The following is a 26,578-nucleotide window of genomic DNA, read 5'->3' as shown; positions in this document are numbered from 1 at the left end:
TGGGTTCGGGTCCTCGAGCTGCTCCGCCGCCAGGATTCGAACCTGAACTGTCAGAACCAAAATCTGAAGTGCTGCCGATTACACTACGGCGGATCGATCCTGGTCAGGATAGCGACGATCGGGTGTCGTCCGCGCGGGGGATGCGTTACCGCCCAGTCCGCCGGGTACCCCGGTTCCGAAGTACGGGTGTGAGGCTTCCGGCACTCCCCAGTCGCCGAAACCTCCTGTACCGTAACTTACGGCATCGTAGGTTAGGGCACCCTACGTCATTGGGTTGCCCGCATAGGGAGAAGTGAAGCGTATGACGGCCACGCTCGACCGTTCTCAGCCCGCCGGGGAGCCTTCGGCTCCCAAGGGGCCCAAACCCGTTACTGAAGGCACGCGAGGCATCGGCGTGCAGCTGTCGGTCTACTTCGGCGTGATCGCGCCGCTGGTGGCACTGCTGGTCGCGGTGCCCTTCGCGTGGGGCTGGGGACTGAGCTGGGTCGACGTCGGCATCTTCGTGGTGTTCTACGCGATCAGCGGGCTCGGCATCACGGTGTCCTACCACCGCTACTTCACGCACGGCTCGTTCAAGGCCAAGCCGTGGCTGCGCGTGGTCATGGCCATCGCCGGCAGCATCGCGCTGCAGGGCCCGGTCATCACCTGGGTCGCCGACCACCGCCGTCACCACGCGTTCTCCGACCGCGACGGCGACCCGCACTCGCCGTGGGCGTTCGGCACCTCGCCGTGGGCCATCGCCAAGGGCTTCTGGCACGCGCACATGGGCTGGCTGTTCGAGCGCGACCAGACCAACGCCGAGCGCTTCGCGCCCGACCTCGTCAAGGACCCGGCCATCAAGAAGGTCGACGACCTGTTCTGGCTGTGGTCGCTGGTCAGCCTGGCGCTGCCGGCCCTGCTGGGCGGATTGATCTCGTGGTCGCTGTGGGGCGCGGTCACCGCGTTCTTCTGGGCCGGGCTGGTCCGCATCTGCGTGCTGCACCACGTGACGTGGTCGGTCAACTCGATCTGCCACATGATCGGCGAGCGCCCGTTCGCCGCGCGCGACAAGTCGGCGAACTTCTGGCCGCTGGCGATCTTCTCGTTCGGCGAGTCGTGGCACAACCTCCACCACGCCGACCCGACGTCCGCGCGCCACGGCGTGAAGCGCGGCCAGATCGACATTTCCGCGCGGCTGATCTGGATCTTCGAGAAGTTCGGCTGGGTGCACGACGTGCGCTGGCCGACGCCGCAGCGCTTGGCCCGAATCGCGACGGAAAAGGGCTAGTCAACTAGGCTGCCCCGATGGCGGGGAGACGACGTTCCAAACGTGAGCAGGTCACCGGGGCGCGTCCGGTCGCCCCGGTGACGCGCGTCCGGATGACCGGCAGCGAGCGGCGTCAGCAATTGCTGAACGTGGCGCGGGCGTTGTTCGCCGAAAAGGGTTTCGACGGCACGTCGATCGAGGAGATCGCGCACCGCGCCAACGTGTCGAAACCCGTGGTGTACGAACACTTCGGCGGCAAAGAGGGCATCTACGCGGTGGTGGTGGACCGCGAAACCCAGCTGCTGCTGGAGCGCATGGTGTCCACCCTGCACGGCGGCCACCCCCGCGTGATGCTCGAACAGGCGGCGACGGCTTTGCTGTCATACGTCGAGGATTCCCACGACGGTTTCCGGATCCTGGTCCGCGATTCCCCGGTGGCGAGTTCGACGGGCACGTTCTCGACGGTGCTGAACGACATCGCGAGCCAGGTGGAGCACATCCTGGCCCAGCAGTTCGCGGCTCGCGGGTACGACGAGAAGCTGGCGGCGTTGTACGCGCAGGCTTTGGTGGGGATGGTCGCGCTGACCGGGCAGTGGTGGCTGGACGCGCGGAAGCCGAAGCGGGACGAGGTCGCCGCGCACCTCGTGAATCTGGCGTGGAACGGGCTGTCGCACCTGGAGCACAAGCCGAAGCTGCGGCTCGGCTAGCTCAGCCGCCCGGTTTCGCGCAGGTGGTCGAAGATGATCTTGTCCACCGGCGAGACCCGCTCCCGGTCCGCGTAGCCGAGCCACGCGATCTCCTCGATCTCGCTGCTCGCCGCCAACGTTCCCGTGTAGTCCGCGGTGAAGCAGGTCATGCGCACGACGATCCCCGCCGCCTTGCCGTCGGCCTGGGCTTCGAACACGCCCGCGGGCGCGATCGTCGGCTCGGCGATCTCCACCGAGACCTCTTCGCGGATCTCGCGGACCAGCGTCTCGACGTCCGTCTCGCCCGCTTCGCGCTTGCCGCCGGGCAGGTAGTAGACCTGCTTGCCGCGGGAACGCGTGCTCAGGATCCGGCCGTCCACCAGGTGGATCCACGCGATCTTGTCGATCTCGGTCATGTCCTGATCTTAGGAGTGGAGGCCGGTCCCCGATCGCCAGGTCGGCGATGGCGCTCGGGGACCGGCGCGGTGCTGCCGCGGGAACGCTATCTTCGGACCGCGTCCAACACTCGTCGGGGGCGGGCGAAAACTCTTGGTACAGAACATGTTCCGCGATCCGCCACCCCGGCGGAAGTGTCCACGGCACCGGCGGACCGTGGCTTTCTCATGCTCAGGCAGGTGTGACCTTCAGCAGCTTGTCGTCCGTTCCGTCCGAAGTCGTCACGTACAGGGCGCCGTCCGGGCCGCTGCGGACCGCGCGCAGGCGGCCGAACTTGTCGTCGAACTCCGGGGGGAGCGAGACGTCGAGGACCTTGCCCGCCGCGTCCAAGTGGTACAGCAGCAGCTTCTGCCCCTTCAACGCCACCACGACCAGCGCGCCGTCGTTCTTGCCCCACTGCGCGCCCGTCAGGAACGCGTCGCCGCTGATCGCCTCGGTGATCTTGCCGGATGTCCACAGTGGACTCACCGCGTCCGGGAAGCGCTTGAGGTCGGTCATCGGCACGCTCTCGTCGTAACTCGAGTCCGTGCCGCCCTTCGACGGGTCCCAGCCGTAGTTCGCGCCCGGCTTCAGCAGGTTGACCTCGTCGTCGAAGGTCGGCCCGTGCTCGGCCGTGATCACCTGCCCGCTGCCCGGCCGGATCGCCACGCCCTGGACGTTGCGGTGGCCGAAGGTGTAGATCAGCCGTTCCTTCGGGTCCGACGACGTGATGAACGGGTTGTCCGGCAACGGGTTCCCGGTCTTCGCGTCCAGCCGCAGCACCTTGCCGCCCAGGGAGTGGCGGTCCTGCGCGATCGACGCGCGCGCCGTGTCGCCGGTGCCGACCAGCAGCGCGCCGTCCGGTGCGAACGTCGGACGGCAGCCGGAGTGCCGGCCGCTCGGGTTCACCGGCAGCCCGGTCAGCAGGTTCTTGACCTTCGACGCGCTCGCGCCGTCGTCGGCCAGCTTCCACGTGACCAGCCGGATGTCGACGGCCTTGCCGCCCTCCTGGTGGTCCTGGCAGGTGATGAACTCGCGGCTGGTCGTGAAGTCGGGGCTGACGGCCATGCCGAGCAGCCCGCCTTCGCCCTGCACGAGGACGTCGGAGAAGTCGGCCTTGACGTCGGTCGCCTGCCCGCCGCGGACCAGCGCGAGCTTGCCGGGCCGCTGCGGCACGAGGATGCCGCCGTCGGGCAGGAAGCCGATGTCCCAGCCGTGCTGCAGCCCGGCCGTCACGGTCTCGACCTTGAACTTCCCGCTCGCCGCCGCCGGCGTGGCCGCGGGCGGGACGCTCTGGACGGGCGCGCTCGACGCCCCCGAGCAGCCCGTGACCAGCAGGGACACCGCACCGATGAGACCCAGCACACGCCGCATACGGCCCATCCTGCCATCAAGCGGTGAAATCACCGTTCGCCGCGGCCTCCTTCAGGAACTCCAGGTCGGCCGAGCCCGGGATGTAGTGCCCGGTGCCGGGCACCAGGTCCACGACCGCGCCGGCCGCCTCGAGCCGCCGCTGGGTCGTCCGGGAGTCGACCATGGCGTCCTCCGCCCCGGCGACGGCGTACACCGGCATGGTCAGCCGGCCCAGCGCCGCGTCGCCGAAGACCGGGAACGGGCCGGTGCGGTACCGGTAGTTCGCCGACACGAGCAGTTGCTGCTCGACGATCGGCGACGACTCCGGCTCGCCCACGACGCCGGCCACCGACTTCCGCCGTCCCTTCTCCCCGAGCAGTGACAGGAGCACCGCCTTGACGACGAACCCCTTCTTCATCGGGCCGAGACCGATCGGGCACCGCAGCGCGAGCGCCGCGACGCGCTCGGGCCGCCGGGTCGCGTAGTCGAGCGCCAGCCAGCCGCCGAACGACGACGTCAGGAAGGCCGCCCGCGAGACACCGAAGTGGTCCAGCACCGCGTCCAGCCACTGCGCGTACCGGTCGCTGTCGAGCGGCGGCCGCGTCTCGGCGCTCATCCCGGGTTCGCCGATGATGTCGACGGCGTACACCCGGAACCGCTCCACCAGCGCCGGGATCCGGTGCGCCCACTCCGCCGAGTTGCTGCCGGAGCCGTGCAGCAGCACCAGCGGGGGCACGCTCTCGGGGCCGGAGACCAGGACGAACGTCTCGCCTTCGGGGGTTGGCACGCGCACTTCGTCGCGCGGGACCGGCCAGCTCGTCAGTGCCTCGAGGTAGCGCTCACGCAGAAGGCGCGCGCCCGCGTTGGACTTGTATATCGTCATGCAAAGTACTCTATACGTCCCTATCAAGGGGATAAATAGGGAGTGATCACGCCCCTGGACGCACCAACCCGGATTCGTAGGCGAAGACCACCGCGTGCACCCGGTCGCGCAGCCGGAGCTTGCCGAGGATCCGCCCGACGTGCGTCTTCACCGTCGTCTCGCCGATGTACAGCTTCGCCGCGATCTCGCCGTTGGAGTGCCCGCGCGCGATCAGCCCCAGCACGTCCTTCTCGCGCTCGGTCAGCACGCCGAGCTTCGCGATGTCCACCGGATCGCGGTCGTCGTCGAGGTAGCGGTCGAGCAGCCGCCGCGTGACCGACGGCGAGACCATCGAGTCGCCGCGCAGCACACCGCGGATCGCGACGAGCATCTCTTCCGACGGCGCGTCCTTCACCAGGAACCCGCTGGCACCCGCGCGCAGGGCGGCGTACGCGTACTCGTCGAGGTCGAACGTCGTGATGATCAGGACGCGCACGTCCGGCAGCTCGGCGCAGATCCGCCCGGTGGCGGTGACGCCGTCGAGCACCGGCATCCGGACGTCCATCAGCACCAGGTCCGGCCGCAGCTCCCGGGCCTTCGCGACGGCTTCCTCGCCGTTCGCCGCCTCGGCCGCGACGACGAGGTCGTCCTGGCTTTCGACGATCATCCGCAGCCCGACGCGCACCAGCTCCTGGTCGTCGCAGAGCAGCACCCGCGTCGTCACGACGCCACCACCAGGCTCGCGCACACCCGGTATCCGCCCTCCGGCGAAGGCCCGGCTGCCAGTTCGCCGTGGTACATCTCGACGCGCTGGCGCATCCCGGTGAGCCCGCGCCCGGACGAGGGCAACGCGGGCACCGGCGCGGCCTTCCCGCCGGTGTTCGTCACCTCGATCCGGATCTCCGCCGGCCCGAAGGCGACTTCGACGCGGCCGGTCGCGTCGGCCGGGGCGTGCTTGATCATGTTGGTCAGTGCCTCCTGGACGATCCGGTACGCCTGCAGCGCGGCGCTCGCGGGCAGGCCACCGGGGTCGCCGGTGACCTCGAGCGCGACGGCGCGCCCGCACTGCTCGACGAGGGCGCGCAGCTCGTCGACGGTCGGCTGGGGACTGCGCGCGGCCTGGCCGGCGTGCATGACTTCGAGGAGCCGCCGCAGCTCGGCCAGCGCGTCCCGGCCCGTGCGGCCGATCGTGTCGAGCGTGCGGTCGACGGCTTCGGGGTCGCGGTGCCGGGCGAGCTTCGCGCCTTCGGCGTTCAGCACGATGACGCTCATGCTGTGCGCGAGGACGTCGTGGAGCTCGCGCGCGATCCGGGCGCGCTCTTCCGCGACGGCCGCGCGTGACTGGGCTTCGGCGCGTTTCTCCTCCTCCGCGGTGAGCTGCTCCTGCTTGCGGAAGAACTCCCCGAGCGCCCACGCGGCGAAGTGCAGCGGCAGGATGCCGATGATCGTCAACGTGGGGTTCTGGGTGCCCGGGCCCCACAGGACGCCCCACTGGAAGTCGAGCACGACGATGGCGGCCGCGATGAGCGCGGCGAAGCGCCGGTCACCCAGCTTCACGAGGTTGAACAGCACGACCGTCATGGCCAGCTCGGTCCGGCCGCGGTCGTAGGCCCAGATCTCGTCGAGGTACACCACCGCCGCCCCGGCGATGATCAGCACCGCGGCCGTGCGCGGGTACCGGCGGCGCACCAGGATCGGGAGCAGGAAGAGCATCGAAAGCGCGCGGACACCCCACGCCGGCTCCCCGTTCCAGTTGGGCCCGAGGAAGACGAACACGGCGTACAGCGGCAGGTCCACCGTCCACCGGTGCCCGCGCACCCACCTCACGAGTCGTTCCACGCCACCGAACGTAATGCCGTGACCCGGCCCGGGTCGTCATCCCTCCGGCCAGACCGTGTCCTCCCCGGGGAGGACCGGACCGGGCGATCCGGCGGATTCGCGGCCACCGCCGCCGTTCCTAGCGTCGGGATCATGTCGATCACCAGGGAATTCCTCCGCCACCCGATGCTGACGGGCGCCATCGCGCCCAGCTCGCCGAGGCTGGCCGAAACGATGACGGCGGGCCTCGGCCTGGAACGCGCGGCCCGCGTCGTCGAACTCGGCCCGGGCACCGGCGTGTTCACCGAAGCGGTCCTCGCGCTGCTTCGTCCCGAAGCACGTCTGACCGCTTACGAGATCAACCCGCGTTTCGCCGCCTCGCTGCGCAAGCGCTTTCCCCAGGCCGACGTCGTCACCGCTTCGGCGGAGCACCTCGACGCCGGCGACCTCGACGTCGTCGTCTCCGGACTGCCGTGGACGGCCATGACGGCGGACCGCCGGCACCGCATCCTGGACGCGGTCACGGCGGCGCTCGCCCCGAACGGCCGGTTCACGACGTTCGCGTACGCGCACACGGCTTGGACGCCACCCGCGCGGCGCTTCGCCGCTTCGCTGCGAAGCCGTTTCGCCGTCGTGGAGCGCACTTCTGTCGTCTGGGGGAACCTGCCGCCCGCGTTCGTCTACCGCGCGGCGCTGCCGGTGGCGGTGGGGAGGACGAGCCATGGACAGCCTGCTGCGGCCACTGCTTGACGCGCCCCCGCTGGTCGTCTACCTCGTCTGCGCGCTGCTGATCACGGCGGAAACCGCGCTGCTGCCCGGAATCGTGCTGCCGACGCTGTCGGCGCTGCTGCTGATGGGGTTCCTCGCCGAGCGGGGCACGCTCCACCTCGGAATCGCTTTGCCGGTGGCCGTGGTCGCGGCGGTCGTGGGCGACCAGCTGGCCTACTTCGAAGGACGGCGGCTCCGCCGGTCCCGGCTGGTCCGCCGCATCGGCCAGGACCGCTGGGACCGCGCCGAAGCGGCGGTCGCGCGCTACGGCGTCCCGGCGGTGATCGCGGGCCGCTGCCTGGCCGGCGTCCGGACGTTGGTGCCGCGCGTCGCGGGGTCGGCGGCGATGCCGTACCGCCGGTTCGCCGTGGTCAGCGTGTGCGCGGCCGTGCTGTGGGCGAGCACGGAACTGCTGGTGGGTCACCTGACGGCGCTGGTGCTCTGAAGGCGTTCCGCGGTTTCCGCGTCCGCGGGCAGGAACGTCTCCAGCTTCAGCTCCGACACCGTGACGTCGGCGGCGGTCGCGAACGTCGTGATCGCCGTGATCAGTCGCAGTTCACCGGCCGAAGTGGACAGTCGCACGGGGACGGCGAACCCGAGGTGGTCCGCGCTCGGCGGCCGTTCCGGCGGCAGGTACCCCGTCAGCTCGGCGAGCTGCGCGGCGAGCCGGTCGTCCGGGGTGCGCGCGAGGTCGTTGCGGAGACGCTCGAGGATGTGCCGGGCCCAGTCGTCGAGATTCAGCACGCGCGGCGCCATTCCGCGCGGGTGCAGCGCGAGCCGCAGCGTGTCGACCGGTTCTTCGAGCAGCTCCGGCGCGACACCCTCGATGAGCAGGGAGAACGCGTCGTTCTTCGCGACGAGCAGGCCGTAGCGGTCGACGACGATCGCCGGGTAGGGACGGTGGCCGTCGAGCAGCCGCCGCAGCCCGTCGAGCACCGGCCGGATCGCCGGGTCGCCGAGCTGGGTTTCGGGGTACGTCGGCGCGTAGCCGGCCGCGTGGAGCAGGCCGTTGCGCTCGCGCAGCGGCAGTTCGAGGGACTCCGCGACGCGCAGCACCATCCCGCGGCCGGGCACCGAGCGGCCGCTTTCCATGAAGCTCACGTGCCGCTGCGTCGTGCCCGCGCGTAGGGCCAGGTCGAGCTGGCTGAGCCGCCGCCGGGTGCGCCAGTCCTTGAGCGCCGTTCCGAAGTCCACGGTCCCATCCTGCTCGGGCGCGCCATTCCCCGCGGGGAATTGAGGGCATTCCCCGCTTCGGCGAGGCTTCCGGCATGACGAACTACGGCCTGGTCGTGCCGACCTACCAGCCCATCCTCGACGCCGGGCGGACCGCGCCCGAGCTGGTCGACGTCGCCGTCTCCGCGGAAGCGCTCGGCCTCGACTCGGTCTGGGTGGGCGACACCCTCGCGCGGGCTCCGCTGGACGCTTTCACCGTGCTGGGCGCGTTCGCCGCCCGGACTTCCCGGGTGACCCTGGGGACGTCCGCGCTGCTCCCGGCGTTGCGGGACCCGGTTCTTTCGGCGAACCAGCTGCTTTCGCTCGATCTGCTCAGCGGCGGCCGCCTCACGGTGGCCGTCGGCGCGGGGTTCGCCGGCCGCAGCGAGCCGGAGTTCGCGTTCGTGGGGGTGCCTTGGGCGCGCCGGCGAGCGCGCCTCGACGACATCGTGGGCCTGTGGCGGGCGGCGTGGAGCGGCGAGTCGTCGTTCCACGGCGAGGTGCTCCACTACGACTCGCTGCCTTCCTATCCCGCGCCCGCGCGGCCGGGCGGCCCGCCGGTGTGGCTGGCGGCGTACACGCCGGGGGCGCTGGAGCGCGTCGGCCGGCTGTACGACGGCTGGCTGCCCTACCCGCCCGACCCGGCGGACTACGGGTCCGGCCTGGCCCGGATCCGCGAACGGGCGTCGCGCCCGGTGACGCCGGCGTTGTTCGCGACGGTCCTGGTGGAGGACGACGTGGACCGCGGGCGCGCGCTGCTGGAGGAGTACTGCCTGACCAACTACGGCGCGCCGGCGGAGTACGTCCAGGGCATCCAGATGCAGGTGACGGGAAGCGTCGCGGAGGTGGCTTCGCGGCTGCGTGAGTACGAAGGAGCGGAGCACGTCCTGCTGCGGATCGCGAGCACCGACCCGAAGGTGTTCGACGAGCAGTTGCCGCGGCTCGCGGAGGTGGCGGAACTGCTGCGCGACCAGCCGTGATCGGAAACCTGTCGGGGGTGGCACGTAGGCTGGGACCGTGACAAACGCTCCATTGTCCGGACTCCTCACCGCCATCCTGCCCGACCCGGCGTTGCGCGGCGTGGTCGAGCGCGCCGGTGCGCCGCTGCTCGAGCTGCAAGGCCCGATCGCCGCCCGGCAGCTCGTCGCCGCCGCCCTCGCCGCCGACGAGGGCGCGGGCAAGCCCGTCCTCGCCGTCACCGCCACCGGCCGCGAGGCCGACGAGCTGACCGCCGCGCTCGGCGCGCTCGTCGGCCAGGACCGGGTGGTCGATTTCCCCTCCTGGGAGACCCTCCCGCACGAGCGGCTCTCCCCGCGCGCCGACACCGTCGGCCGCCGGCTGGAGGTGCTGCACCGGCTGAAGACCGAGGACGACACCCTGCGCGTCGTCGTCGCGACCGTCCGCAGCCTCATCCAGCCCATGGCCCCCGGCCTCGGCTCGCTCGAGCCGGTCGACCTCGTCGTCGGCGAGGAGCAGAGCTTCGAGGGTCTCCTCGAACGGCTCGTCGAGCTGGCGTACGTCCGCGTCGACATGGTCGAGAAGCGCGGCGAGTTCGCCGTCCGCGGCGGCATCCTCGACCTGTTCGGGCCGACCGCGCAGCACCCCGTCCGCGTCGAGTTCTGGGGCGACGAGGTCAGCGAGATCCGCGCGTTCGCCGTCTCCGACCAGCGGTCGCTGCCCGGCGAGATCGCGCGCGTCACCGCGCCGCCGTGCCGGGAGCTGCTGCTCACGCCGCCGGTCAAGGAGAAGGCCGCGGAGCTGGCGAAGACGTACGAGGCCGACGCGCACCTGGCCGAGATGCTCACCAAGCTCGCCGACGGCATCCCGGTCGAGGGCATGGAGGCCCTCATCCCGGTGCTCTGCGAAGGCGAGCTGGAGCTGCTCACCGACGCGATGCCGATCGGCACCCACGTCCTGGTGACCGACCCGGAGAAGATCCGCGCCCGGGCCGCCGACCTCGTCCGCACCGGCCAGGAGTTCCTCGAAGCGTCCTGGACGACGGCCGCGGCGGGTGGCCAGGCCCCGATCGACCTCGGCGCGTCCGCCTACCGCGGGCTCGACGAGATCGCGTCCCACGCGCAGGACACCAAGCGCTCGTGGTGGACGCTCACCCAGCTGACCAGCGAAGACCCGGACGTCTACCGCGTCTCGGTCGAAGCCGCGCCGGCGTACCGCGGCGAGCTCGAGCGCGCGATGACGGACCTGCGCGCCCACACGGCGGCGGGCGGCACGGCGGTGCTCGTCGTCGCCGGCCAGGGCACCGCGGCGCGCGCGGTCGAGCAGCTCTCGGGCGCGGACGTCCCGGCGACGCAGGCCGGCGACGGTCTCACCGGGGTGCCCGCGGCGGGCCTGGTCACGGTCACCTGCGGCGGCCTGACGGACGGCTTCGTCTCGCCGGAGCGCGCCCTGGTCGTGCTCACCGAGGCGGACCTGACCGGCCGCGGGTCCGGCGCCGGAACGTCCACAAAGGACCTCACCACCAAGATGCCGTCCCGGCGGCGCAACGCGGTGGACCCGCTGGCGCTCAAGAACGGCGACTACGTCGTGCACGAGCAGCACGGCATCGGCCGGTTCGTCGAGATGGTGCAGCGCACGGTCGCCGGCGCGACCCGCGAGTACCTGCTGCTGGAGTACGGGTCGTCCAAGCGCGGGCACCCGGGCGACCGGCTGTTCGTGCCGACCGACCAGCTCGACGAGGTGTCCAAGTACGTCGGCGGCGAGCTGCCCACGCTGAACAAGCTCGGCGGCTCCGACTGGAAGAACACCAAGGCCCGGGCCAAGAAGGCGGTCAAGGAGATCGCCGCCGAGCTGGTCCAGCTCTACGCCGCGCGCCAGGCCGCGCCCGGGCACGCGTTCGGCCCGGACACGCCGTGGCAGGGCGAGCTGGAGGACGCCTTCCCGTTCACCGAAACCAACGACCAGCTCGCCGCGATCGACGAGGTCAAGGCCGACATGGAACGCGGCGTCCCGATGGACCGCGTCATCTGCGGCGACGTCGGCTACGGCAAGACGGAGATCGCCGTGCGCGCGGCGTTCAAGGCGGTGCAGGACGGCAAGCAGGTCGCCGTGCTCGTCCCGACGACCCTGCTCGCGCAGCAGCACCTGAACACGTTCCAGGAGCGCATGCGCTCGTTCCCGGTGACGATCAAGGGCCTGTCCCGGTTCACGAACAAGACCGAGTCGGACCTCATTCTGGAGCAGCTCGCCGCCGGCGAGGTCGACATCGTGATCGGCACGCACCGCCTGCTGCAGACGGGCATCCGCTACAAGGACCTCGGCCTCGTGATCGTCGACGAGGAGCAGCGCTTCGGTGTCGAGCACAAGGAACACATCAAGGCGCTGCGCACGCACGTCGACGTGCTGACGATGTCCGCGACCCCGATCCCGCGGACGCTGGAGATGTCGCTGGCCGGCATCCGCGAGATGTCGACGATCCTCACCCCGCCCGAGGACCGGCACCCGATCCTGACGTACGTCGGTTCGTACGACGACAAGCAGGTCGGCGCGGCGATCCGCCGTGAGCTGCTGCGCGACGGCCAGGTGTTCTACGTCCACAACCGCGTCTCCTCGATCGAGAAGGCCGCGCGGCACATCCGGGAGCTGGTGCCGGAGGCGCGTGTCGTCACCGCGCACGGGCAGATGAACGAGGACAAGCTCGAAAAGATCATCCAGGGCTTCTGGGAAAACGAGTACGACGTCCTGGTGTGCACCACGATCGTCGAGACCGGGCTCGACATCTCGAACGCGAACACGCTGCTCGTCGAGCGCGGTGACCTGCTCGGGCTGGCCCAGCTGCACCAGCTGCGCGGCCGCGTCGGGCGCGGGCGCGAGCGCGGGTACGCGTACTTCCTGTACCCGCCGGAGGCGCCGCTGACCGAGACGGCCCACGACCGGCTCGCGACGATCGCCCAGAACACCGAGCTGGGCGCGGGCATGGCGGTCGCGATGAAGGACCTGGAGATCCGCGGCGCGGGCAACATCCTGGGCGCGGAGCAGTCCGGGCACATCGCGGGTGTCGGGTTCGACCTCTACGTGCGGTTGGTCGGCGAAGCGGTCGACGCGTTCCGGCGGCACGCGGGCGCCGAGCCGGCGGAGGACGAGGAGATGGCCGACGTCCGCGTCGACCTCCCGATCGACGCTCACATCCCCCACGACTACGTCCCGGGTGAGCGGTTGCGGCTGGAGGCGTACCGCAAGATCGCGGCGGCGCCGGACACCGAGGGGCTGGACGCGGTCCGCGAAGAGCTGATCGACCGCTACGGCCAGCCGCCGGCGCCGGTGAACCGGCTGCTGTCGGTGGCGCGGTTCCGGCACACGTGCCGCGAGGCGGGCGTGACGGAGGTGGCGGTCCAGGGCAACACGATCCGGTTCGCGCCACTGCCGTTGCAGGACTCGCAGATGGTCCGGTTGAAGAGGCTGTACCCGAAGGCGACGTTCAAGGCCGTGACGAACACGGTCTCGGTCCCGAAGCCCACGGAGGGCCCGGCCGGCGGCCGGATCGGCGCGCCGACGCTGCGGGACGAAGAGCTGCTGGACTGGTGCACGAAGCTCCTGACGCAGCTGACGAAGAAGCCGGCTGCCGTGTAACGCGCTGCGGACACCTGACGCCACTTCGGGGGAACTCTCGTTGTGGCGTCAGGGTTTTCGCGGCCGGTGCTTCTAGGTTCGCCGCATGAACATCCGTAGCAGACAGCTCGGCGAACGGCTGCTCCAGCGCATGGCGGAGAAGCACTGGGGTGTCCGCGAGATGTCCCGGAAGCTGGAGATGAGTGCGCAGTGGGTCTCGTCGGTGACGCGAGGGCTGACAAGGCCCGACCCGGCCCGCCTGGCGCGGTTCCTGACGACGCTGGAGATCAGGGGAGCGGAATACCGCGAACTGATGGCCATGGCCGACGAAATGCGCAAGCCCGGCTTACTTGAACGCTCCGAAGACATTCGCACGCTGGTCAGCCACGAAGAACACGCCACCGCCATCTCGGCCTTCCAGGCGAACGTGGTGCCGGGGCTGCTGCAAACCGGTGACTACGCCCGCAACCTGGCGATCGAAATCGGCAACCAGCCCGAGCCGGACAAGCTGGATGAGCAGGTTTTCGCCCGGCTGTCACGCCAGGCCATCTTGACGAGGCCAAGCGTGCGATTCCGGTTCTTCCTGCACGAATTCGTACTCCGCCTCCCGGTCGGTGGCCCGCGCGTGATGGGTGGCCAGCTCCGGCAGCTGGTTCGTCTGTCGGCCCAGCAGAACGTGACCATCCGGATCGTCCCGGCGAGCTTGGGTGGCCATCCCGCCTCGGCCGGGCACTTCCAGCTGATGGAATCGGACACCTACCAGCCGGTTGTCTGCATCGAAAGCGAGTCGACCTCGCTGTACCTGGAAGAATCGCGAGAAATCGAGGCCTACTTGGGAGTGCTGCGCGGGCTGGAAAGCCGTGCCCTGGATGAGGCAAACTCAGAGGAGTTGATCGCCGACCTCATCGGAGAAGCAGATGCCGGAAGCATGGCGTAAGAGCACCCACAGCAGCCAAGGCGATTGTGTCGAGGTGCTCCCCGGCTCCGAAGTCCTGGTGCGGGACACGAAAGACCGCGAAGGCGGCACCCTCACCGCGTCCGCCCCGAGCTGGCGCGAGCTGCTCAGCCGACTTCGCTGAACATCGGCGGCAAAGCCTCCGCCAACCCCATCTTCACCGACTCCACGGGCACCGGAACCGCCCCGGCCCCGGTCATCGGCAACGGCCGGGGCTTCCGCGGCTTCCGAGACCCCGCACCCCCACCGCGCCCGGGATAGACCAGCAACCCCCGGGTCGGATCCGGTACGGCGTCCAGCGCCGCCGTCACGACCGGCAGCGCGCGGAACGCGTCGCGGCTTTCCTCCGACTTGAACTCGATCTCCAGCACCACGCCCCAGCGGTGTTCGTGCCACACCCACTGTTCCGCGCCGTTCGTCAAAGCTGCTTCGGTGAGAGCGTCACCGCGGGCGAGCCGCCACAAGGAAGCCGTGGACTCGCCATCGAAGACCTCGATGGTCAGCCAGTGGTCCATGTCGTCGAGGTTACGCCCGGCGACACCGCACGGGTGTTGCGTTTCGGGTGCGATGGTGTGAGAGGGTATGGCCTGTGATGCGGATCATGGGGCGCCCTCGCGCGCTGGTCGCGGTTGTTGCCTCTGCTCTTCTGCTCGCCGGGTGCGGCTCGGGCCCCAGCCAGGTCGGCGCGGCCTCGATCCTCGGTGACCAGTCGTTCGGCCTCGACCGGGTGCAGTCGATGATCGACCAGGCCGTCCGCGACCAGCCGTACGCGCAGAAGCTCGCCCGTGAGAACAAGGTCGTCCTGCTGGGCCGGGAGATCGTCCGGCAAGGGGCGCTCCACCAGCTCATCACCTACGCCGCGAAGAAGGAAAACCTCGTCGCGGACCAGGCGAAGATCGCGCAGATCGCCGTGACGCTGCCGGGCGCGCCCGTCACCGACACCGGGCAGGGCGACTCGCTCGCCGTCGCGCAGATCGCCGCGAACGTGCGCGATCGCGGCGAGCGCGCCTCGGACACCTACCTGGAGCGCCAGCTCGCCGCCAAGTTCCTGCCGAAGCTCGCGGTCAGCGCGGACTACGTCGGCTTCAGCGCCACCGCCGCGAACGACCCCGAGGCCCGGGCGCGGGCGTTCGACGTCGCGAAGCAGTTCGCCGCCGACCCGTCGAAGGTCCAGGCGGCCGTGCAGGCGGCGGGCCAGGAGCTTCAGCAGTCCCAGCAGACCGGCCAGCCCGGCCCCAACGGGTTCTCCGACGCCGGACTCACCTCGGTCTTCGGCGCCGCCCAGTACCCCGCCCTCGCCGAGACCGTGCTGTTCGGCTCCCCGGCGAACAGCGTCGTCGCGTTCCAGCCGCGGATGCCGGCCAAGCCCGACTGGTACGTCTTCGTCCTCCGGACCCGCGGCACCGACCAGCCGGTGCCCGCCGACGGGGAGCCGCAGAAGCCCACCGACGACCAGCTGACCGCCATCGGCACCCGCCTGCTCCAGCCCTATGTCGGGGAGAGCGGCCTGCGCATCAACCCGCGCTACGGCGTGTGGGATGTCGCGACCATGGGCGTCGTGCCGAACCTGGACGCCGTCCCGGCCCTCATCGTGCCCGTCGCGGGTCCCGGCCGTACGCAGCAGTGAGCACGGGCGTCGTCGTAGTCGTCCGCGGGGCGACGCTGCCCGCCGCGGCGCTGAAGATTCTTCGTGACGCCACCGCGGTCTACGCGGCCACGGACCTCGACGCGAGCGTGTTCGGGGTCCCGGCCGTCACTGAGGCACCTTCGCTGAAGGACGTCGTGCTGCTCGCCGGGTCCCGGGACGAGCCCGCGGCGTCGCTGCTCATCGCGACCGGCGCGGAGGTCATCGAGACGCCGGCGCCGCCGTTGGTCGAGGCCGCCGAGGTGATGGACCGGCTCCGCTCGCCGGGCGGCTGCCCGTGGGACGCGGCGCAGACCCACGATTCGCTCCGGCAGTACCTGGTCGAGGAGACCTACGAGCTTCTCGACGCCATCGAGTCGGGTGACCGCGAGGCGCTCCGCGAGGAGCTCGGCGACGTCCTGCTCCAGGTGCTCTTCCACGCGCGGGTCGCGGCCGAGGACGCCGCCGACCCGTTCGGCATCGACGAGGTCGCCGCCGACCTGGTCGCGAAGCTGGTCGGCCGGCACCCGCACGTTTTCGCCGGTGCCGATTCGGTGCACACCGTCGAGCACCAGAACGTCAAGTGGGAAGAGCTGAAGCAGCAGGAGAAGCAACGCAAGTCCATTGTGGACGGTGTGGCGCTCGGCCAGCCGGCGGTGGCGCTGGCCGGCAAGCTCGGGCAGCGCTCCGGGCGCGCGGGCATCCCGCTCGACCTCTTCCCGACCGGCACCGCGGCCGCCGCCCAGCTGTTCCGCATTGCGGCGACGGCGCGGCGCGCGGGCGTCGACCCCGAGGGCGAGCTGCGGGCGCTGGCGAAGCAGTTCGCGAACGACGTCCGGGCCGCCGAACAGGCCGCGCGCGACGTGGGCCTGGAGCCGACGACCCTGGAAGCCGACGGCTGGCGGAAGTTCTGGCCGCCACGTCCAGTGTGACGCAGCACACAATCGTGTGAGAACCGCCGGGGCCGATCCGGCGTCTTGCCTGGTGTGAGGAAACTGCCACTGGAGGACGCCGACGAGGAGCACCTCGTCCGGCGCACGGCCAAGGGCGACCGCGCGGCGTTCGAGGAGCTCTACCGCCGCACGTCGCCCTGGCTCCTCGTGCGCCTGCGCCGCCGGTGCGCCGACGAGCACGTCGTCGCCGAGGTCATGCAGGAGACGTACCTGGCCGTGTGGCGCGCGGCGGCGTCGTTCGCGGGGGCCGCGACCGGCGGCACCGCGGTCGGCTGGCTGTGGACGATCGCGGCGCGCCGGCTGGTCGACGCGTTCCGGCGCCGGGCGCACCACGCCGAGCTGCCGTCGGAGGTGGCTCTGGACGTCGCGCCGGTGCCGGCGGCGGAGGACGTGGCCCTGGCGGCGACGATCGGTGACGAGGTCGGTGACGCGCTGCGCGACCTCGCGCCCGAGCTGCGGGCGGTGCTGCAGGCGATGGTGCTCGACGGGCTGAGCGTCCGGGAGACCGCCGTCCTGCTGGGACTGCCGGAAGGAACCGTCAAGACCCGCGCTCGCCGGGCGCGGTTCGCGATGCGGGAGGCACTGTCATGACCCATGCGTCGGACGAGCTCATCGCCGAGTACGTGGCGGGCTTCGACCTCCCGGCCGACCGGCTGTGGGGTCTCGAAGCGCACCTGGAGACGTGCCGGGGGTGCCGGGCGCGGCTCGCCGAAGTCGCGCCCGTCCAGCCGGTGGTGGACGCCGTCTGGAACCGGCTCGGCTTCGAGATCCGGCTTTCGGCCGTTCCGGCCCACGGGCCGCCGCCGCCCGAGCCGGTTCCGTACCGGCGCCGGCGGCGGTGGCTCGACACGTGGGTCACGCCGGTGATGCTGCCGTGGCTGGGGATGATCGTGCTGGTCACGTTGCTCGCGGTGGCGTTCGACCAGATCTGGCGCTCGGCGCTGGACGTGACGGCGGTGCAGCTCTTCGCGCCGGTGCTGCCGGTGCTCGGCGTCGCGGCGTCGTGGGCGAGGGGGCTGGATCCGGCGTACGAGGTCGTCGTCGCGACCCCGCGGGCCGGGCTGTACCTCATCACGCGGCGGACGCTGGCGGTGCTCGTCGTCGTCCTGCCGGTGCTCGGGGTCGCCGGCTGGCTGACCGGCACGGCGCTGGCGCTCTGGCTGCTGCCGAGCTTGGCCTTCACCACGGGGACGCTCGCGCTGGGCGGGCTGATCGGCGTCACCCGGGCGGCGTACGCACTGATCGCGGTGTGGGTCGCGGGCCTGGTGCTGCCCACGCTGGCGGCCCAGGAGCAAACGTTTGCGCTCAGTACCGGCGCGGTGCCGGTGTGGGCGGGGATCTTCGCGCTGACGACGGTGGTCGTCGCCCTGCACAAGGGCGCGTTCACCCGGCTCGGCGCGCGCAACTAGGGAGGACGGACATGCGTGCTGTCGGGGCCGCCGAGGTCGCGCCAACGGCCTACGCCTGGGAAATCCAGGCCGAAGGGCTGAAGGTGCGGGTCGGACGGCGGAAAATGGCCGTGGACGGGCTGGACCTGTCGCTCGGCAAGGGGGTGCACGGCCTGCTCGGGCCCAACGGCGCGGGCAAGACGACGCTGATCCGGGCGCTGGCGACGGTGCTCCGGCCCGCGTCGGGGAGCCTGTCGCTGCTCGGCGCGCCGGTCGGGGGGCACACCGGGCAGCGCGGCCTGCGCCGGCGGATCGGCTACCTGCCGCAGAACTTCGGGTTCTACAAGCGGTTCACCGCCCGGGAGTTCGTCGAGTACATGGCGTGGCTCAAGGAAGTGTCCAAAGAGGGCATCCCGGGAGCGGTGCAGCGCGCGCTCGAGCGGGTGGGGCTCGCCGACCGCGCGGACGACCGGATGAAGACGCTGTCGGGTGGCATGGTCCGGCGGGTCGGGATCGCGCAGGCGATCGTCAACGACCCGGACATCCTGCTGCTCGACGAGCCGACCGCCGGGCTCGACCCGGCGCAGCGCGTGCGGTTCCGCGAGCTGGTGCAGGAGCTCGGGCGGGACTCGTGCGTGCTGATCTCGACGCACCTGGTCGAGGACGTGGCGACGGCGTGCTCCGACGTCGTCCTGTTCGCCGAGGGCAAGCTGGTGTTCCAGGGGACGCCCGGCGAGCTGGCCGAGGCGGGCACCGCGCAGCACGTGGGCGACAGCCCGATCGAGCGTGGCTACTCGGCGCTGCTGAAGCACGAGCCGGGGCAGGGGGCCTGGTGATGATCCTGCGCATCGAACTGCGGCGCTCGATCGCGCCCTGGGCCGGGCTGGCGCTGCTCGTGGTGGCGCTCGGCTTCCTGTTCCTGCTCTCCGGGCCGTGGTGGAAGGTGCCCGCGCCGTGGACGGGCAACACGACGACCACCGCGCTGTGGCTGCGGTTCCTGCTGGTGTTCCTGTGGCCGATCGCCGTCGCCGCCGGGGCGATCCAGGGCATGCGCGACAGCCGTTCCGGGATGGTCGAGCTGCTGTCCACGACGTCGCGGCCGGGCTGGCACCGGGCGATCAGGCTGGCCGGCGCGGTGGGGACGTTGACCGCGCTCGGGTTCCTGCTGGTGTTCGCCGTCGGCTGGGCGGAGTTGCTCGGGCACGGCGGGTTCGTGTCGGCGAGCTTCCTGCCGGTCCTCCTGGTCGGCTTGCTCGCCGTCGTGGCGGGGAGCTGGGTGGGGCTGGCGGTCGGGCGGCTGCTGCCGCACCCGCTGACCGCGCCGGCGCTGGCCGTGCTGACACTGGCCGTGTCGGTGCTGGCCTGGGCGTCGGGCGCGTTTTCCGCGATGTACAGCCGATTCGGGTTGCTGACGCCGGTCCTCGCGGAGCCGCGGGGTGTGCTGACGACGACCGCCGCTTCGGTGGATCTCGGGCAGGCGGCGTGGTTCGCGGGCCTCGCGGCGACGGGCTTCCTGGTGCTGGCGGCGGATTCCGCGCGGGCCAGGGCCCTGGGCCTGCTGCCCGTGGTGGCCGGGGCGGCGATCGCGCTACCGGTCTTCCCGGCTTCCGAGGACGGGCTCCTGACCCCCGACAGCGTCGCCGCCCAGAGGCTCTGCGACGGCCCGATCTGCGTCAGCCGGGCGCACGAAGACAGGCTGGCCGCGTTGGCCGGGCCGGGGCGGGAGGCGCTGGCCATGCTGGCGAAGCTGCCCGGCGCGCCCACCAGGATCGAGGAGCGGACGGTGCCGGCCGCCGTCAACACCGTGCCTTCCCGTGATGCGGGTGTCGTCTACCTGGACTTCCAGACCAACGACGACCTGCGGACGGCGGACGCGAGCACGCTGCGGACGGCGGTGCTGTCCGGCACCGGGCTGCCCGCCTGCGAGCCGGCGAGCTACGGCGATCTGTCCGACCTGGGCGGTCGCGTGATCGCGGCGGCGTACTTCACCGGCGAGCTGAAGCGGCTGCCCGAGTACGGCGGCGGCTGGTTCCGCCAGTCGTCCGGCCGGATCGAGCAGGCGTGGCAGAAGTTCCACGCGCTCCCGGCGGACGAGCAGTTCTCACGGATCGTCGCGGTGCGGCAGGTTCTCCTGACCTGCCAGGGCGACCCGTTGGACACGCTGGTTCCGGGAGCGCTGCGATGAGGTGGGTGACGCTCTACGCGCGTTCGCGCCAGGTCCCGGCGGCGATCATCGCCCTGCTGACGGCGACGGCGGGCATGTGGTTCCTGGCGCGCGACTCGTGGTCGCCCCTGCCGGTCATGCTGACCCTGACGGCGGCGATCGCGGTGGCGGCGATCGGGCTCAGCGGCCAGGACCCGGACCTCGACCGCACGGCGGCGATCCCGTGGCCGCTCCGCCGCTTCGCGCACCTAGCCCTGATCGGCGTGGCGGCCGGGGGAGCGGTCCTGGCGGTCCAGGAGCTGGGACCGAACATTGTCGACTTATCGATCATCACCCGCGACGCGGCGGGCCTGCTGGGCTTGGCGGGGTTGGCGGCCACGATCGTGGGCGGCCAGTTCGGCTGGACGCTCCCGCTGCTCTGGGCGGCCATAGCACCCTTCGTCCCGCACGACGGTTCGACAACAAGCCACATCGCAGCCTGGCTGCTCCAGCCGTCCGGCACCCCAGCAGCAACCTGGACAGCCCTGACCCTGACGGTCACCGGCGCGGCGACGTACACCGCACGGGGCGGCCGCCGCTGACCCAGCCGTTCCGACGCCGACCGGAGTGATGCCCCGCCAATCACGCGAGATGCCCGCCTGATCACGCGAGATGCCCCGCCAGTCACGCGAGATGCCCGCCCAGTCACGCGAGATGCCCCGCCAATCACGCGAGATGCCCGCCCAATCACGTGTGATGCCCCGCCAGTCACGGGAGATGCCCCTCCGCTCACAGCGGGCGGGCCGGGATCGGGTAGCCGCGGATGCCCGGCCGCCGCGGCTCGGCTCGCGCCAGCTGGAGCCACCCGGCCGCGCGGCCATCGATCGCGCGCCCACAGCTCGCCAACCCGGCCGCACCACCGCCTCCCGACTGGCGGCGGCCGCCACGGGAACCCCCAGAATCCCGTGGCGGCCGCCCGCCTCCGATCTCACACGTCGCGGATGTTCGTCACCAGATCGAGGGGCTCCCGGTCCCAGTCCTCCACCCCGAACGCCAAGATCCGCGACGGACGGATCCGGATCACGGCGTCGTCGAAGTGGTTGTCCGGGAGGTTCACCCCGGTCAGCCCCTCCGCGCGGCCGCGGATCTCCAGGCAGCGCACGCGCCATGGGTTCGTTGACGGCAGGTCGTCGACGACGAATGCGACGTGGTCGTCGGCCGTCAGGTTGCGGAACTTCTTGCTGCCGCGCAGGTTGTGGCCGGTGACGTCGATCGTCTTCTCGTCCGGGTTGTACCGGAAGCCGACCGGGTTGACCTGGAGGGTTCCGTTCGGCTGCCGGGTGGCGAGCCGGCCCAGGGGCTGGGCGTCGAGGTACGCGAGCTCTGCTTCGGTGAACATGCTCCCCAGAATTCAACTTCAAGGGAGGTTGAAGTCAAGCGAACGGGCCGCCGAAAGCGAGTTCCGTGAAGCGCGACGCGATCAGCCGGTGCGCCGCCGCGTCCGGGTGCAGCTCGTCCGGCAGCGGGAACTCGGCGTAGTCCGCCGGCCCGTACAGCGAAAGCCCGTCCAGGTAGTGCAGGGCCGGGTCCTCGCGCTGCGCGACGATCTGTGCCAGCGACGCGCGGATCACCTCCAGCGTCAGCTTGTCGGGGCCCGGGACGCCGGTCGCCCGGAACCGCACGATCCCCGACGCCAGCGCCGCGTGGTCGAAGTCGCCCGGTCCGGGTGTCTGCTCGTGGATCGGGCAGTACAACGGCGAGACGACCAGCAGCGGCGCCGACGGGTGACCGTCGCGGATCGTGTCCAGGAACCCGTGGACCGCCGGGCCGAACGCGCGCGGGCGCATCACGTCGGCGTTGACGATGTTGATGCCGATCTTGACGCTGACCACGTCGGCCGGGGTGTCCCGCATGGCCCGGGCCACGAACGGGTCCAGCATCGCGTTGCCGCTGAACCCCAGGTTGACCAGCTCGACCCCGGCGGACGCCGCCGTCAGCGCGGTCCACGTCGTCGACGGGCTGAGCGCGTTCGAACCCTGGCTGATCGAACTGCCGTGGTGCAGCCACACCCGGCCCGCCGCCCCGGCCGGCGAGACCGGCGCGTCCGTCCGCAGGGCGACCAGCGCCGTGAGTTCGTTGTGCGGCAACCAGATCTCGACGTCCTTGTCGTGCCCGGGCAGGTCCGCGAACCGCACGCCGCCGGGCGCGGTCGCCTGGGCCGCGAGCTTGCCGTCGACCAGCAGGTCGTAGACGCCGTCCGGACGCGGCGGCGCGCCAGGGTACTCGATCTTGGTCGGCACGGTCTCGAGTTCGATCACGCGAGCCGTCGTGCGGAACCGCAGGTGGACGCCGGCCGGCTGCGCCTCGGCCATCGCGAGCCGCTCGTCGGTGTTCTGTGCCCGCGCGCGGGCGGGCAGCCGGTGCGGCACCAGGCCGCGGGGAGTGTCTTCGAGTTCGAGGGCGCCGCGGACGATGCCGGCGGTCAGCGGGGTGGTGATCACGGTCGTGGCCAATCGCGGAGAAGGGAATCGAGGACGTCGAGGAGGCGGGCCCAGCTGTCCGCCGCCGCGGGCGCGCTGTGGTCGAAGCCGCCGTCGGCTTCGAGGGCGACGAACCCGCGGAAGAAGCTGCCGAGCAGCCGGACGGCGTGCGTCTGGTCCGGCCCGGTCAGGTCGTAGCCGCGCAGGATCGCGCGCATCAGCTGCGCGTGCCGCACGCCCGCGCTCGCCGCCGCGGTTTCCGGGTCGAGCCGCAGCTGGGCTGCGGCGAACCGGCCGGGGTGTTCGCGGGCGTAGTCGCGGTAGACGCCGGCGAAGGCGACCAAGGCTTCCCGCCCGGCCCGGCCGGCCAACGCGGCGGCGGCCCGGTCGGCGAGCTCGTCCAGCGCCAGCAGCGCGATCCGCGTCCGCAGGTCGTGCGCGTTCTTGACGTGCGAATACAGGCTGGCGACCTTGACGTCGAACCGTCGCGCCAGCTCCGACGGCGTCACCGCCTCGAACCCGATCTCGTCGGCCAGCTCGGCGCCCGCGTGGACCACGCGGTCCGTGGTCAGTCCGGCACGAACCATCACTACACCCTCCTTTACCTAAAGAGAGTGTAGATCAGCCTAAAGGCTTTAGGCAAACAGCCCGTCGCCCCAGCAGCCGGTCTTCGAGACGCCCGGCGGCACGGCGAAGTGCGCCGAACCCGTGTGCTGGACGTACTCCATCATCGCGTCCTTCGACGACAGCGCCTGCTGCATCGGCACGTACTGCTTCCGCGTGTCCCGGTTGAACGCCAGGAAGAACAGCCCCGCTTCGAGGTGGCCGACGCCATCGGAGCCGTCGACGAAGTTGTAGCCGCGGCGCAGGATCCGCACGCCGTTCAGCGCCTGGTGCGACGCCAGCCGGACGTGCGCGTCCTCGGCGATCACCTTCTCGCCGCCCGCGCCGCCGACGTCGAGGTCCAGCTCGTCGAACTCCGCGGTCTGGCCCAGCGGGGCGCCGGTGCCCTTCGTGCGGCCGACGATCCGCTGCTGGCCGTCGAGGGTTTCGCGGTCCCACGTCTCGATGTGCATGCGGATCCGGCGGGCCACCAGGTACGAGCCGCCGGCCATCCACGCCTGGCCGTCGGCGGCCGTGGCCCACACCTGGTCACGCAGGAAGTCGGTGTCCTCGGACTTGATGTTGTTCGTGCCGTCCTTGAACCCGAACAGGTTCCGGGGCGTCTGCTGCGCGCGCGACGTCGACGAGCTGCGGCCGAAGCCGAGCTGCGACCAGCGGACCTCGGTGACGCCGAAGCCAAGCCGCACCAGGTTGCGGACCGCGTGCACCGCCACCTGCGGGTCGTCCGCGCAGGCCTGGATGCACAGGTCGCCGCCGCCGCGGGCCGGGTCGAGCTTGTCCTTCGGGAACAGCGGCAGGTCGATCAGCTGCGGCGGCCGCTTCCCCGCGAGGCCGAACCGGCCGTCGAACAGCGACGGGCCGAAGCCGATCGTCAGCGTCAGGTGCGACGCGGGCAGGTCGAGCGCCTCGCCGGTGTCGCCGGGCGGTGCGTAGTTGCCGCTGCCCACCGCGCCGTTCGGCACGACCTCCTGGCCCGCCGTCATCCGGCGGGCCGCGTCGGTCCACGTCTTCAGCAGCTGCCGCAGCTTCTCGCGGTCCTTGGTGGTGACGTCGAGGGCGGCGAAATGCAGGTTCGCCTGCGCGGGCGTGACGATCCCGGCCTGGTGCTCGCCCTCGAACTCGACGGTGTTCACCGCCGCCTCGGCGCTGCCCGTCGCCTTGTCGATCCCGATCCCGGCGGCGGCCCCCGCCCCGGCGAGCGCGACCCCCGCGCCCGCCAGGCCGAAGAGCTTCCGCCGCGAAACCCGCGTGCCCTCTGCCGACGTCACTTCGACACGACCTCCGCGACCTTGCTCAGCGGCTCGCCCAGCGCGTCGACGGCCGAGGCGAACGCCTTGATTTCGTCCTGGGACAGCTGGTTGTAGAACTTGAAGCCGTCACCGACGCGCGTCTTGTCCAGCAGACCCTGGACGTTCGCGAACTCCTTGTCCAAAGTGGACACCAGGGCGGCGTCACGCTCCTGCAGCAGCGGGCGCAGCGAGGCGATCGCGCCCTTCGAGCCGTCCACGTTGGCCTGGAAGTCCCACAGGTCGGTGTGCGAGAAGGTCTCTTCCTCGCCGGTGATCTTGCCGGTCGCGACCTCGTCGAGCAGGCCCTTGGCGCCGTTGGCCAGGTCGAGCGCGGTCAGCTGCAGCGTCTTCGACTTCGCGACGAGGTCCTTGACGTCGGTCAGCAGCTTGTCCGCGATCTGCGAGCTGTCCGGCTTCAGGCCGGTCACGTACAGGTCCTTCTCGAGCCGGTGGAAGCCGGTGAACTGCTGGCCCGGCTCGAGGTCGGCCTCGCGGACGTCGATGGCCGGGTCGAGGTCGCCGAACTTCTCGGCGACCGGCTCGATGCGCTCGTAGTAGGTGCGGGTGCGCGCGTACGCGGCCTTCGCCTCGTCGACCTTGCCGGCCTTGACGAGGTCGACGAACTTGGCCGTCTCCTCTTCCAGGGCGGCGGTGTTGTTCGCGATGTAGTCGTTGTAGCTCTTGGTCGCCTGGGCCTTCTGCGCGTTCGCGTCGTTCTGCTTGGGCGCGCCGCCGGTGACGGTGAAGTCGCCGCGGATGCCGTCGCCCGCCATGCCCGGCTTGCACGCGGTCTGGTACTTGCCGGCGTCGGCGACCTCGACGATCAGCCGCCGGTTCAGCCCGGGCGCGATGTTCTCGACCTCGCCCATGATCCGGTCGCCCTCGGCGTAGAGGTAGAACTCCGTGACCTTGCTGCCCTTGTTGGTGATCTCGAAGGTCAGGTTGCCCGCGGCGGCCGCGTTCGCCGAGACCTCGCACGCGGTGTCGGACGCCGACACCTTGATCGGGCCGCCTGCCGCCGCGGCACCGGCGGTGTCGCTCTTGCTGTCGCAGGCGGACAGCGCCACCAGGGCGGCGGCGCCGGCCACGACGGCCAGCGGGGTGGTCTTGCGCACGGTCACTCCTTCGAGGCGGCCGCGGCGACGGGTGCCGGCGCGGTCTTCTTGCTGGGCTTGAGGAACAGGGGAAGCACGATGACGACGTAGGCGACCCACGCGACGGCCTGCAGCACGGTCGTCTGCTGCGAGTAGTTGAAGATGCCCTTGAGCAGGGCGCCGTACCAGGACGTCTCGGGCAGCGCGTTCGACGCGTCGAACGCGAGGGTGTCGATGCCCGGCAGGAACGCGGCCTCCTGCAGGTCGTGCAGGCCGTAGCCGAGCACGCCCGCGGCGACGAACACGAGCAGGACGCCGGTGATCGTGAAGAACTTCGCCAGGTTGAACCGGACGGCGCCCTTGTAGAGCAGCCACGCCAGGAGCACCGCCACCACGATGCCGACGGCGAAGCCGATCAGCGGCTGCACGGTGTCCGACTGCGCGGTCTGGACGGCGGAGTAGAAGAAGACCGCGGTCTCCAGGCCTTCACGCCCGACCGCGAGGAACGACAGCAGCAGCACGGCCATCGGGCCGACGTCCAGCGCGTCGTCCATCTTCCCGCGCAGCTCGGCCGCGATGCTCTTGGACGCCTTGCGCATCCAGAAGATCATCGCCGTCACGAACACGACCGCGACGATCGACAGGCTGCCGCCGAGCAGCTCCTGGTGCTCGAACGACAGCTGGGCGGTCGTGTAGGTGAGGATCGCGCCGACGGCGACCGACAGCAGCACCGCGGCGCCGACGCCCGGCCACACCCAGCGCAGCGCGTGGCGGCGCTCGGTCTTCACGAGGAAGGCCACGAGGATGCTGACGACCAGGGCGGCCTCCAGGCCTTCCCGCAGCCCGATCAGCGCGCTCGAGAACAACACCGGTTCCGCCTCCCTGAGTTTCTGGTACCAGGAAGTTTTTAGGTAAGGCTCACCTGTAAGTCCAGCGAGCGTACGTCCCGTCGAAACGATGCAACCGGACAAATGGGACTCAGCGCAGAAGTTAGGTTAGGGTAACCGCAGGTCAGGGCCTTGCGCGTCGACTCGATAACGAATTTTGTGACGTCGCTGGCAGCGGACCTGTTTTACCCTCCG

General features: G+C 71.1%; 28 protein-coding genes and 1 tRNA gene. 15 read left to right on the top strand and 14 right to left on the bottom strand.

The window, feature by feature from the left end:
* Positions 1 to 21: 21 nt before the first annotated feature.
* Positions 22 to 93, bottom strand: a tRNA-Gln gene (locus ABZ342_RS20050).
* A gap of 208 nt (positions 94 to 301) precedes the next feature.
* On the opposite strand from ABZ342_RS20050, the gene ABZ342_RS20045 reads away from it, so the two are divergent.
* Together ABZ342_RS20045 and ABZ342_RS20040 are read left to right on the top strand one after the other, a co-directional pair.
* Positions 302 to 1,267 carry an acyl-CoA desaturase gene (locus tag ABZ342_RS20045; RefSeq protein WP_155540905.1) on the top strand — a complete coding sequence of 322 codons (966 nt, stop codon included), beginning with the start codon at positions 302 to 304 and terminating at the stop codon, positions 1,265 to 1,267.
* A 92-nt stretch (positions 1,268 to 1,359) separates the two neighbouring features.
* Positions 1,360 to 1,953 (top strand): TetR/AcrR family transcriptional regulator, encoded by a 594-nt coding sequence (locus tag ABZ342_RS20040; protein WP_155544196.1) that lies wholly within the window; start codon positions 1,360 to 1,362, stop codon positions 1,951 to 1,953.
* Here ABZ342_RS20040 and ABZ342_RS20035 read toward each other — a convergent pair.
* The 5 genes from ABZ342_RS20035 to ABZ342_RS20015 all read right to left on the bottom strand — a co-directional run bounded on the left by ABZ342_RS20035 (position 1,950) and on the right by ABZ342_RS20015 (position 6,421).
* Positions 1,950 to 2,348 (bottom strand): NUDIX domain-containing protein, encoded by a 399-nt coding sequence (locus ABZ342_RS20035; protein WP_360474908.1) that lies wholly within the window; start codon positions 2,346 to 2,348, stop codon positions 1,950 to 1,952. The two genes, ABZ342_RS20040 and ABZ342_RS20035, sit on opposite strands and share 4 nt — an antisense overlap.
* Before the next feature lie 211 nt (positions 2,349 to 2,559).
* On the bottom strand, positions 2,560 to 3,741 hold the full coding sequence (locus ABZ342_RS20030) for a PQQ-dependent sugar dehydrogenase (RefSeq protein WP_360474905.1): 1,182 nt from the start codon (positions 3,739 to 3,741) through the stop codon (positions 2,560 to 2,562).
* A 16-nt stretch (positions 3,742 to 3,757) separates the two neighbouring features.
* The gene (locus ABZ342_RS20025) at positions 3,758 to 4,603 is read right to left on the bottom strand and encodes an alpha/beta fold hydrolase (protein ID WP_360474902.1); all 846 of its coding nucleotides are present in this window, start codon (positions 4,601 to 4,603) and stop codon (positions 3,758 to 3,760) included.
* 46 nt (positions 4,604 to 4,649) lie between these two features.
* Positions 4,650 to 5,306, bottom strand: coding sequence for a response regulator transcription factor (locus tag ABZ342_RS20020; RefSeq protein ID WP_155540911.1), 657 nt, complete (start codon positions 5,304 to 5,306; stop codon positions 4,650 to 4,652).
* Positions 5,303 to 6,421: a histidine kinase gene (locus tag ABZ342_RS20015; RefSeq protein WP_230862306.1), complete on the bottom strand. Its 1,119-nt coding sequence runs from the start codon at positions 6,419 to 6,421 to the stop codon at positions 5,303 to 5,305. Before ABZ342_RS20015 ends, ABZ342_RS20020 begins: the two co-directional genes overlap by 4 nt.
* 132 nt (positions 6,422 to 6,553) lie before the next feature.
* On the opposite strand from ABZ342_RS20015, the gene ABZ342_RS20010 reads away from it, so the two are divergent.
* Complete coding sequence (locus tag ABZ342_RS20010) at positions 6,554 to 7,150, top strand: methyltransferase domain-containing protein (RefSeq protein WP_360474897.1); 597 nt, start codon at positions 6,554 to 6,556, stop codon at positions 7,148 to 7,150.
* Positions 7,122 to 7,613, top strand: a complete 492-nt coding sequence (locus ABZ342_RS20005; protein ID WP_360474894.1) for a DedA family protein — start codon at positions 7,122 to 7,124, stop codon at positions 7,611 to 7,613. The genes ABZ342_RS20010 and ABZ342_RS20005 overlap by 29 nt, the downstream gene beginning before the upstream one ends.
* On the opposite strand, the gene ABZ342_RS20000 is transcribed toward ABZ342_RS20005, so the two are convergent.
* Entirely contained in the window at positions 7,589 to 8,362 is a 774-nt protein-coding gene (locus ABZ342_RS20000) for a helix-turn-helix transcriptional regulator (RefSeq protein WP_360474891.1), read from the bottom strand. The two genes, ABZ342_RS20005 and ABZ342_RS20000, sit on opposite strands and share 25 nt — an antisense overlap.
* A 74-nt stretch (positions 8,363 to 8,436) precedes the next feature.
* On the opposite strand from ABZ342_RS20000, the gene ABZ342_RS19995 reads away from it, so the two are divergent.
* From ABZ342_RS19995 to ABZ342_RS19980, 4 genes are all read left to right on the top strand, one after another.
* A complete protein-coding gene (locus ABZ342_RS19995; protein WP_360474888.1) occupies positions 8,437 to 9,360 on the top strand; it encodes an LLM class flavin-dependent oxidoreductase in 924 nt (307 codons plus the stop codon).
* 52 nt (positions 9,361 to 9,412) lie between these two features.
* Positions 9,413 to 12,967: a transcription-repair coupling factor gene (mfd, locus tag ABZ342_RS19990; protein ID WP_155544198.1), complete on the top strand. Its 3,555-nt coding sequence runs from the start codon at positions 9,413 to 9,415 to the stop codon at positions 12,965 to 12,967.
* Between the two features lie 85 nt (positions 12,968 to 13,052).
* Positions 13,053 to 13,883, top strand: a complete 831-nt coding sequence (locus ABZ342_RS19985; protein ID WP_360474885.1) for a DUF5753 domain-containing protein — start codon at positions 13,053 to 13,055, stop codon at positions 13,881 to 13,883.
* Positions 13,864 to 14,025, top strand: a complete 162-nt coding sequence (locus ABZ342_RS19980; RefSeq protein ID WP_360474882.1) for a DUF397 domain-containing protein — start codon at positions 13,864 to 13,866, stop codon at positions 14,023 to 14,025. Before ABZ342_RS19985 ends, ABZ342_RS19980 begins: the two co-directional genes overlap by 20 nt.
* On the opposite strand, the gene ABZ342_RS19975 is transcribed toward ABZ342_RS19980, so the two are convergent.
* Positions 14,009 to 14,416, bottom strand: a complete 408-nt coding sequence (locus ABZ342_RS19975) for a hypothetical protein (RefSeq protein WP_360474879.1) — start codon at positions 14,414 to 14,416, stop codon at positions 14,009 to 14,011. The genes ABZ342_RS19980 and ABZ342_RS19975 overlap by 17 nt on opposite strands.
* A gap of 86 nt (positions 14,417 to 14,502) precedes the next feature.
* Between ABZ342_RS19975 and ABZ342_RS19970 the strand changes: the two genes are divergently transcribed.
* The 7 genes from ABZ342_RS19970 to ABZ342_RS19940 are packed head-to-tail and all read left to right on the top strand — an operon-like array spanning position 14,503 to position 20,611.
* Positions 14,503 to 15,528, top strand: coding sequence for a hypothetical protein (locus ABZ342_RS19970; protein WP_360474876.1), 1,026 nt, complete (start codon positions 14,503 to 14,505; stop codon positions 15,526 to 15,528).
* Positions 15,525 to 16,457 carry a MazG family protein gene (locus ABZ342_RS19965; RefSeq protein WP_360474873.1) on the top strand — a complete coding sequence of 311 codons (933 nt, stop codon included), beginning with the start codon at positions 15,525 to 15,527 and terminating at the stop codon, positions 16,455 to 16,457. The genes ABZ342_RS19970 and ABZ342_RS19965 overlap by 4 nt, the downstream gene beginning before the upstream one ends.
* A 54-nt stretch (positions 16,458 to 16,511) precedes the next feature.
* Positions 16,512 to 17,069 carry an RNA polymerase sigma factor gene (locus ABZ342_RS19960; protein ID WP_360474870.1) on the top strand — a complete coding sequence of 186 codons (558 nt, stop codon included), beginning with the start codon at positions 16,512 to 16,514 and terminating at the stop codon, positions 17,067 to 17,069.
* On the top strand, positions 17,066 to 17,887 hold the full coding sequence (locus tag ABZ342_RS19955; RefSeq protein WP_360474867.1) for a zf-HC2 domain-containing protein: 822 nt from the start codon (positions 17,066 to 17,068) through the stop codon (positions 17,885 to 17,887). The genes ABZ342_RS19960 and ABZ342_RS19955 overlap by 4 nt, the downstream gene beginning before the upstream one ends.
* A gap of 11 nt (positions 17,888 to 17,898) precedes the next feature.
* On the top strand, positions 17,899 to 18,702 hold the full coding sequence (locus tag ABZ342_RS19950) for an ABC transporter ATP-binding protein (protein ID WP_360474864.1): 804 nt from the start codon (positions 17,899 to 17,901) through the stop codon (positions 18,700 to 18,702).
* Positions 18,702 to 20,051 carry a hypothetical protein gene (locus ABZ342_RS19945; protein WP_360474861.1) on the top strand — a complete coding sequence of 450 codons (1,350 nt, stop codon included), beginning with the start codon at positions 18,702 to 18,704 and terminating at the stop codon, positions 20,049 to 20,051. Before ABZ342_RS19950 ends, ABZ342_RS19945 begins: the two co-directional genes overlap by 1 nt.
* On the top strand, positions 20,048 to 20,611 hold the full coding sequence (locus ABZ342_RS19940) for a hypothetical protein (protein ID WP_360474858.1): 564 nt from the start codon (positions 20,048 to 20,050) through the stop codon (positions 20,609 to 20,611). The genes ABZ342_RS19945 and ABZ342_RS19940 overlap by 4 nt, the downstream gene beginning before the upstream one ends.
* Positions 20,612 to 20,997: 386 nt before the next feature.
* Here the strand turns inward: ABZ342_RS19940 and ABZ342_RS19935 are convergent, their stop codons facing one another.
* The 6 genes from ABZ342_RS19935 to efeU are packed head-to-tail and all read right to left on the bottom strand — an operon-like array spanning position 20,998 to position 26,365.
* Entirely contained in the window at positions 20,998 to 21,408 is a 411-nt protein-coding gene (locus ABZ342_RS19935) for a PPOX class F420-dependent oxidoreductase (protein WP_360474855.1), read from the bottom strand.
* A 34-nt stretch (positions 21,409 to 21,442) separates the two neighbouring features.
* A complete protein-coding gene (locus ABZ342_RS19930) occupies positions 21,443 to 22,510 on the bottom strand; it encodes an SGNH/GDSL hydrolase family protein (protein ID WP_360475115.1) in 1,068 nt (355 codons plus the stop codon).
* Positions 22,507 to 23,076, bottom strand: coding sequence for a TetR/AcrR family transcriptional regulator (locus tag ABZ342_RS19925; RefSeq protein ID WP_196425398.1), 570 nt, complete (start codon positions 23,074 to 23,076; stop codon positions 22,507 to 22,509). The genes ABZ342_RS19930 and ABZ342_RS19925 overlap by 4 nt, the downstream gene beginning before the upstream one ends.
* Positions 23,077 to 23,124: 48 nt before the next feature.
* Positions 23,125 to 24,381 (bottom strand): iron uptake transporter deferrochelatase/peroxidase subunit, encoded by a 1,257-nt coding sequence (gene efeB / locus ABZ342_RS19920; protein ID WP_360474851.1) that lies wholly within the window; start codon positions 24,379 to 24,381, stop codon positions 23,125 to 23,127.
* Entirely contained in the window at positions 24,378 to 25,523 is a 1,146-nt protein-coding gene (gene efeO, locus ABZ342_RS19915; RefSeq protein WP_360474848.1) for an iron uptake system protein EfeO, read from the bottom strand. Before efeO ends, efeB begins: the two co-directional genes overlap by 4 nt.
* Positions 25,520 to 26,365 carry an iron uptake transporter permease EfeU gene (gene efeU, locus ABZ342_RS19910; RefSeq protein WP_360474844.1) on the bottom strand — a complete coding sequence of 282 codons (846 nt, stop codon included), beginning with the start codon at positions 26,363 to 26,365 and terminating at the stop codon, positions 25,520 to 25,522. Before efeU ends, efeO begins: the two co-directional genes overlap by 4 nt.
* Positions 26,366 to 26,578 lie beyond the last annotated feature (213 nt).

This window comes from Amycolatopsis sp. NPDC005961, from assembly GCF_040629235.1.
GTDB lineage: Bacteria > Actinomycetota > Actinomycetes > Mycobacteriales > Pseudonocardiaceae > Amycolatopsis > Amycolatopsis camponoti.
The sequence above is the reverse complement of the archived record's forward strand: the minus strand, read 5'-3'. Positions and strand labels throughout refer to the sequence as shown.

What these genes read in the sequence shown, in the direction of transcription:
- ABZ342_RS20045 (WP_155540905.1), top strand. Translation starts at nt 302, where the DNA reads ATGACGGCCACGCTCGACCGTTCTCAGCCCGCCGGGGAGCCTTCGGCT.
- ABZ342_RS20040 (WP_155544196.1), top strand. Translation starts at nt 1,360, where the DNA reads ATGACCGGCAGCGAGCGGCGTCAGCAATTGCTGAACGTGGCGCGGGCG.
- ABZ342_RS20035 (WP_360474908.1), bottom strand. Translation starts at nt 2,348, where the DNA reads ATGACCGAGATCGACAAGATCGCGTGGATCCACCTGGTGGACGGCCGG.
- ABZ342_RS20030 (WP_360474905.1), bottom strand. Translation starts at nt 3,741, where the DNA reads ATGCGGCGTGTGCTGGGTCTCATCGGTGCGGTGTCCCTGCTGGTCACG.
- ABZ342_RS20025 (WP_360474902.1), bottom strand. Translation starts at nt 4,603, where the DNA reads ATGACGATATACAAGTCCAACGCGGGCGCGCGCCTTCTGCGTGAGCGC.
- ABZ342_RS20010 (WP_360474897.1), top strand. Translation starts at nt 6,554, where the DNA reads ATGTCGATCACCAGGGAATTCCTCCGCCACCCGATGCTGACGGGCGCC.
- ABZ342_RS20005 (WP_360474894.1), top strand. Translation starts at nt 7,122, where the DNA reads ATGGACAGCCTGCTGCGGCCACTGCTTGACGCGCCCCCGCTGGTCGTC.
- ABZ342_RS19995 (WP_360474888.1), top strand. Translation starts at nt 8,437, where the DNA reads ATGACGAACTACGGCCTGGTCGTGCCGACCTACCAGCCCATCCTCGAC.
- ABZ342_RS19985 (WP_360474885.1), top strand. Translation starts at nt 13,053, where the DNA reads ATGAACATCCGTAGCAGACAGCTCGGCGAACGGCTGCTCCAGCGCATG.
- ABZ342_RS19980 (WP_360474882.1), top strand. Translation starts at nt 13,864, where the DNA reads ATGCCGGAAGCATGGCGTAAGAGCACCCACAGCAGCCAAGGCGATTGT.
- ABZ342_RS19975 (WP_360474879.1), bottom strand. Translation starts at nt 14,416, where the DNA reads ATGGACCACTGGCTGACCATCGAGGTCTTCGATGGCGAGTCCACGGCT.
- ABZ342_RS19970 (WP_360474876.1), top strand. Translation starts at nt 14,503, where the DNA reads ATGGGGCGCCCTCGCGCGCTGGTCGCGGTTGTTGCCTCTGCTCTTCTG.
- ABZ342_RS19955 (WP_360474867.1), top strand. Translation starts at nt 17,066, where the DNA reads ATGACCCATGCGTCGGACGAGCTCATCGCCGAGTACGTGGCGGGCTTC.
- ABZ342_RS19950 (WP_360474864.1), top strand. Translation starts at nt 17,899, where the DNA reads ATGCGTGCTGTCGGGGCCGCCGAGGTCGCGCCAACGGCCTACGCCTGG.
- ABZ342_RS19945 (WP_360474861.1), top strand. Translation starts at nt 18,702, where the DNA reads ATGATCCTGCGCATCGAACTGCGGCGCTCGATCGCGCCCTGGGCCGGG.
- ABZ342_RS19940 (WP_360474858.1), top strand. Translation starts at nt 20,048, where the DNA reads ATGAGGTGGGTGACGCTCTACGCGCGTTCGCGCCAGGTCCCGGCGGCG.
- ABZ342_RS19935 (WP_360474855.1), bottom strand. Translation starts at nt 21,408, where the DNA reads ATGTTCACCGAAGCAGAGCTCGCGTACCTCGACGCCCAGCCCCTGGGC.
- ABZ342_RS19925 (WP_196425398.1), bottom strand. Translation starts at nt 23,076, where the DNA reads ATGGTTCGTGCCGGACTGACCACGGACCGCGTGGTCCACGCGGGCGCC.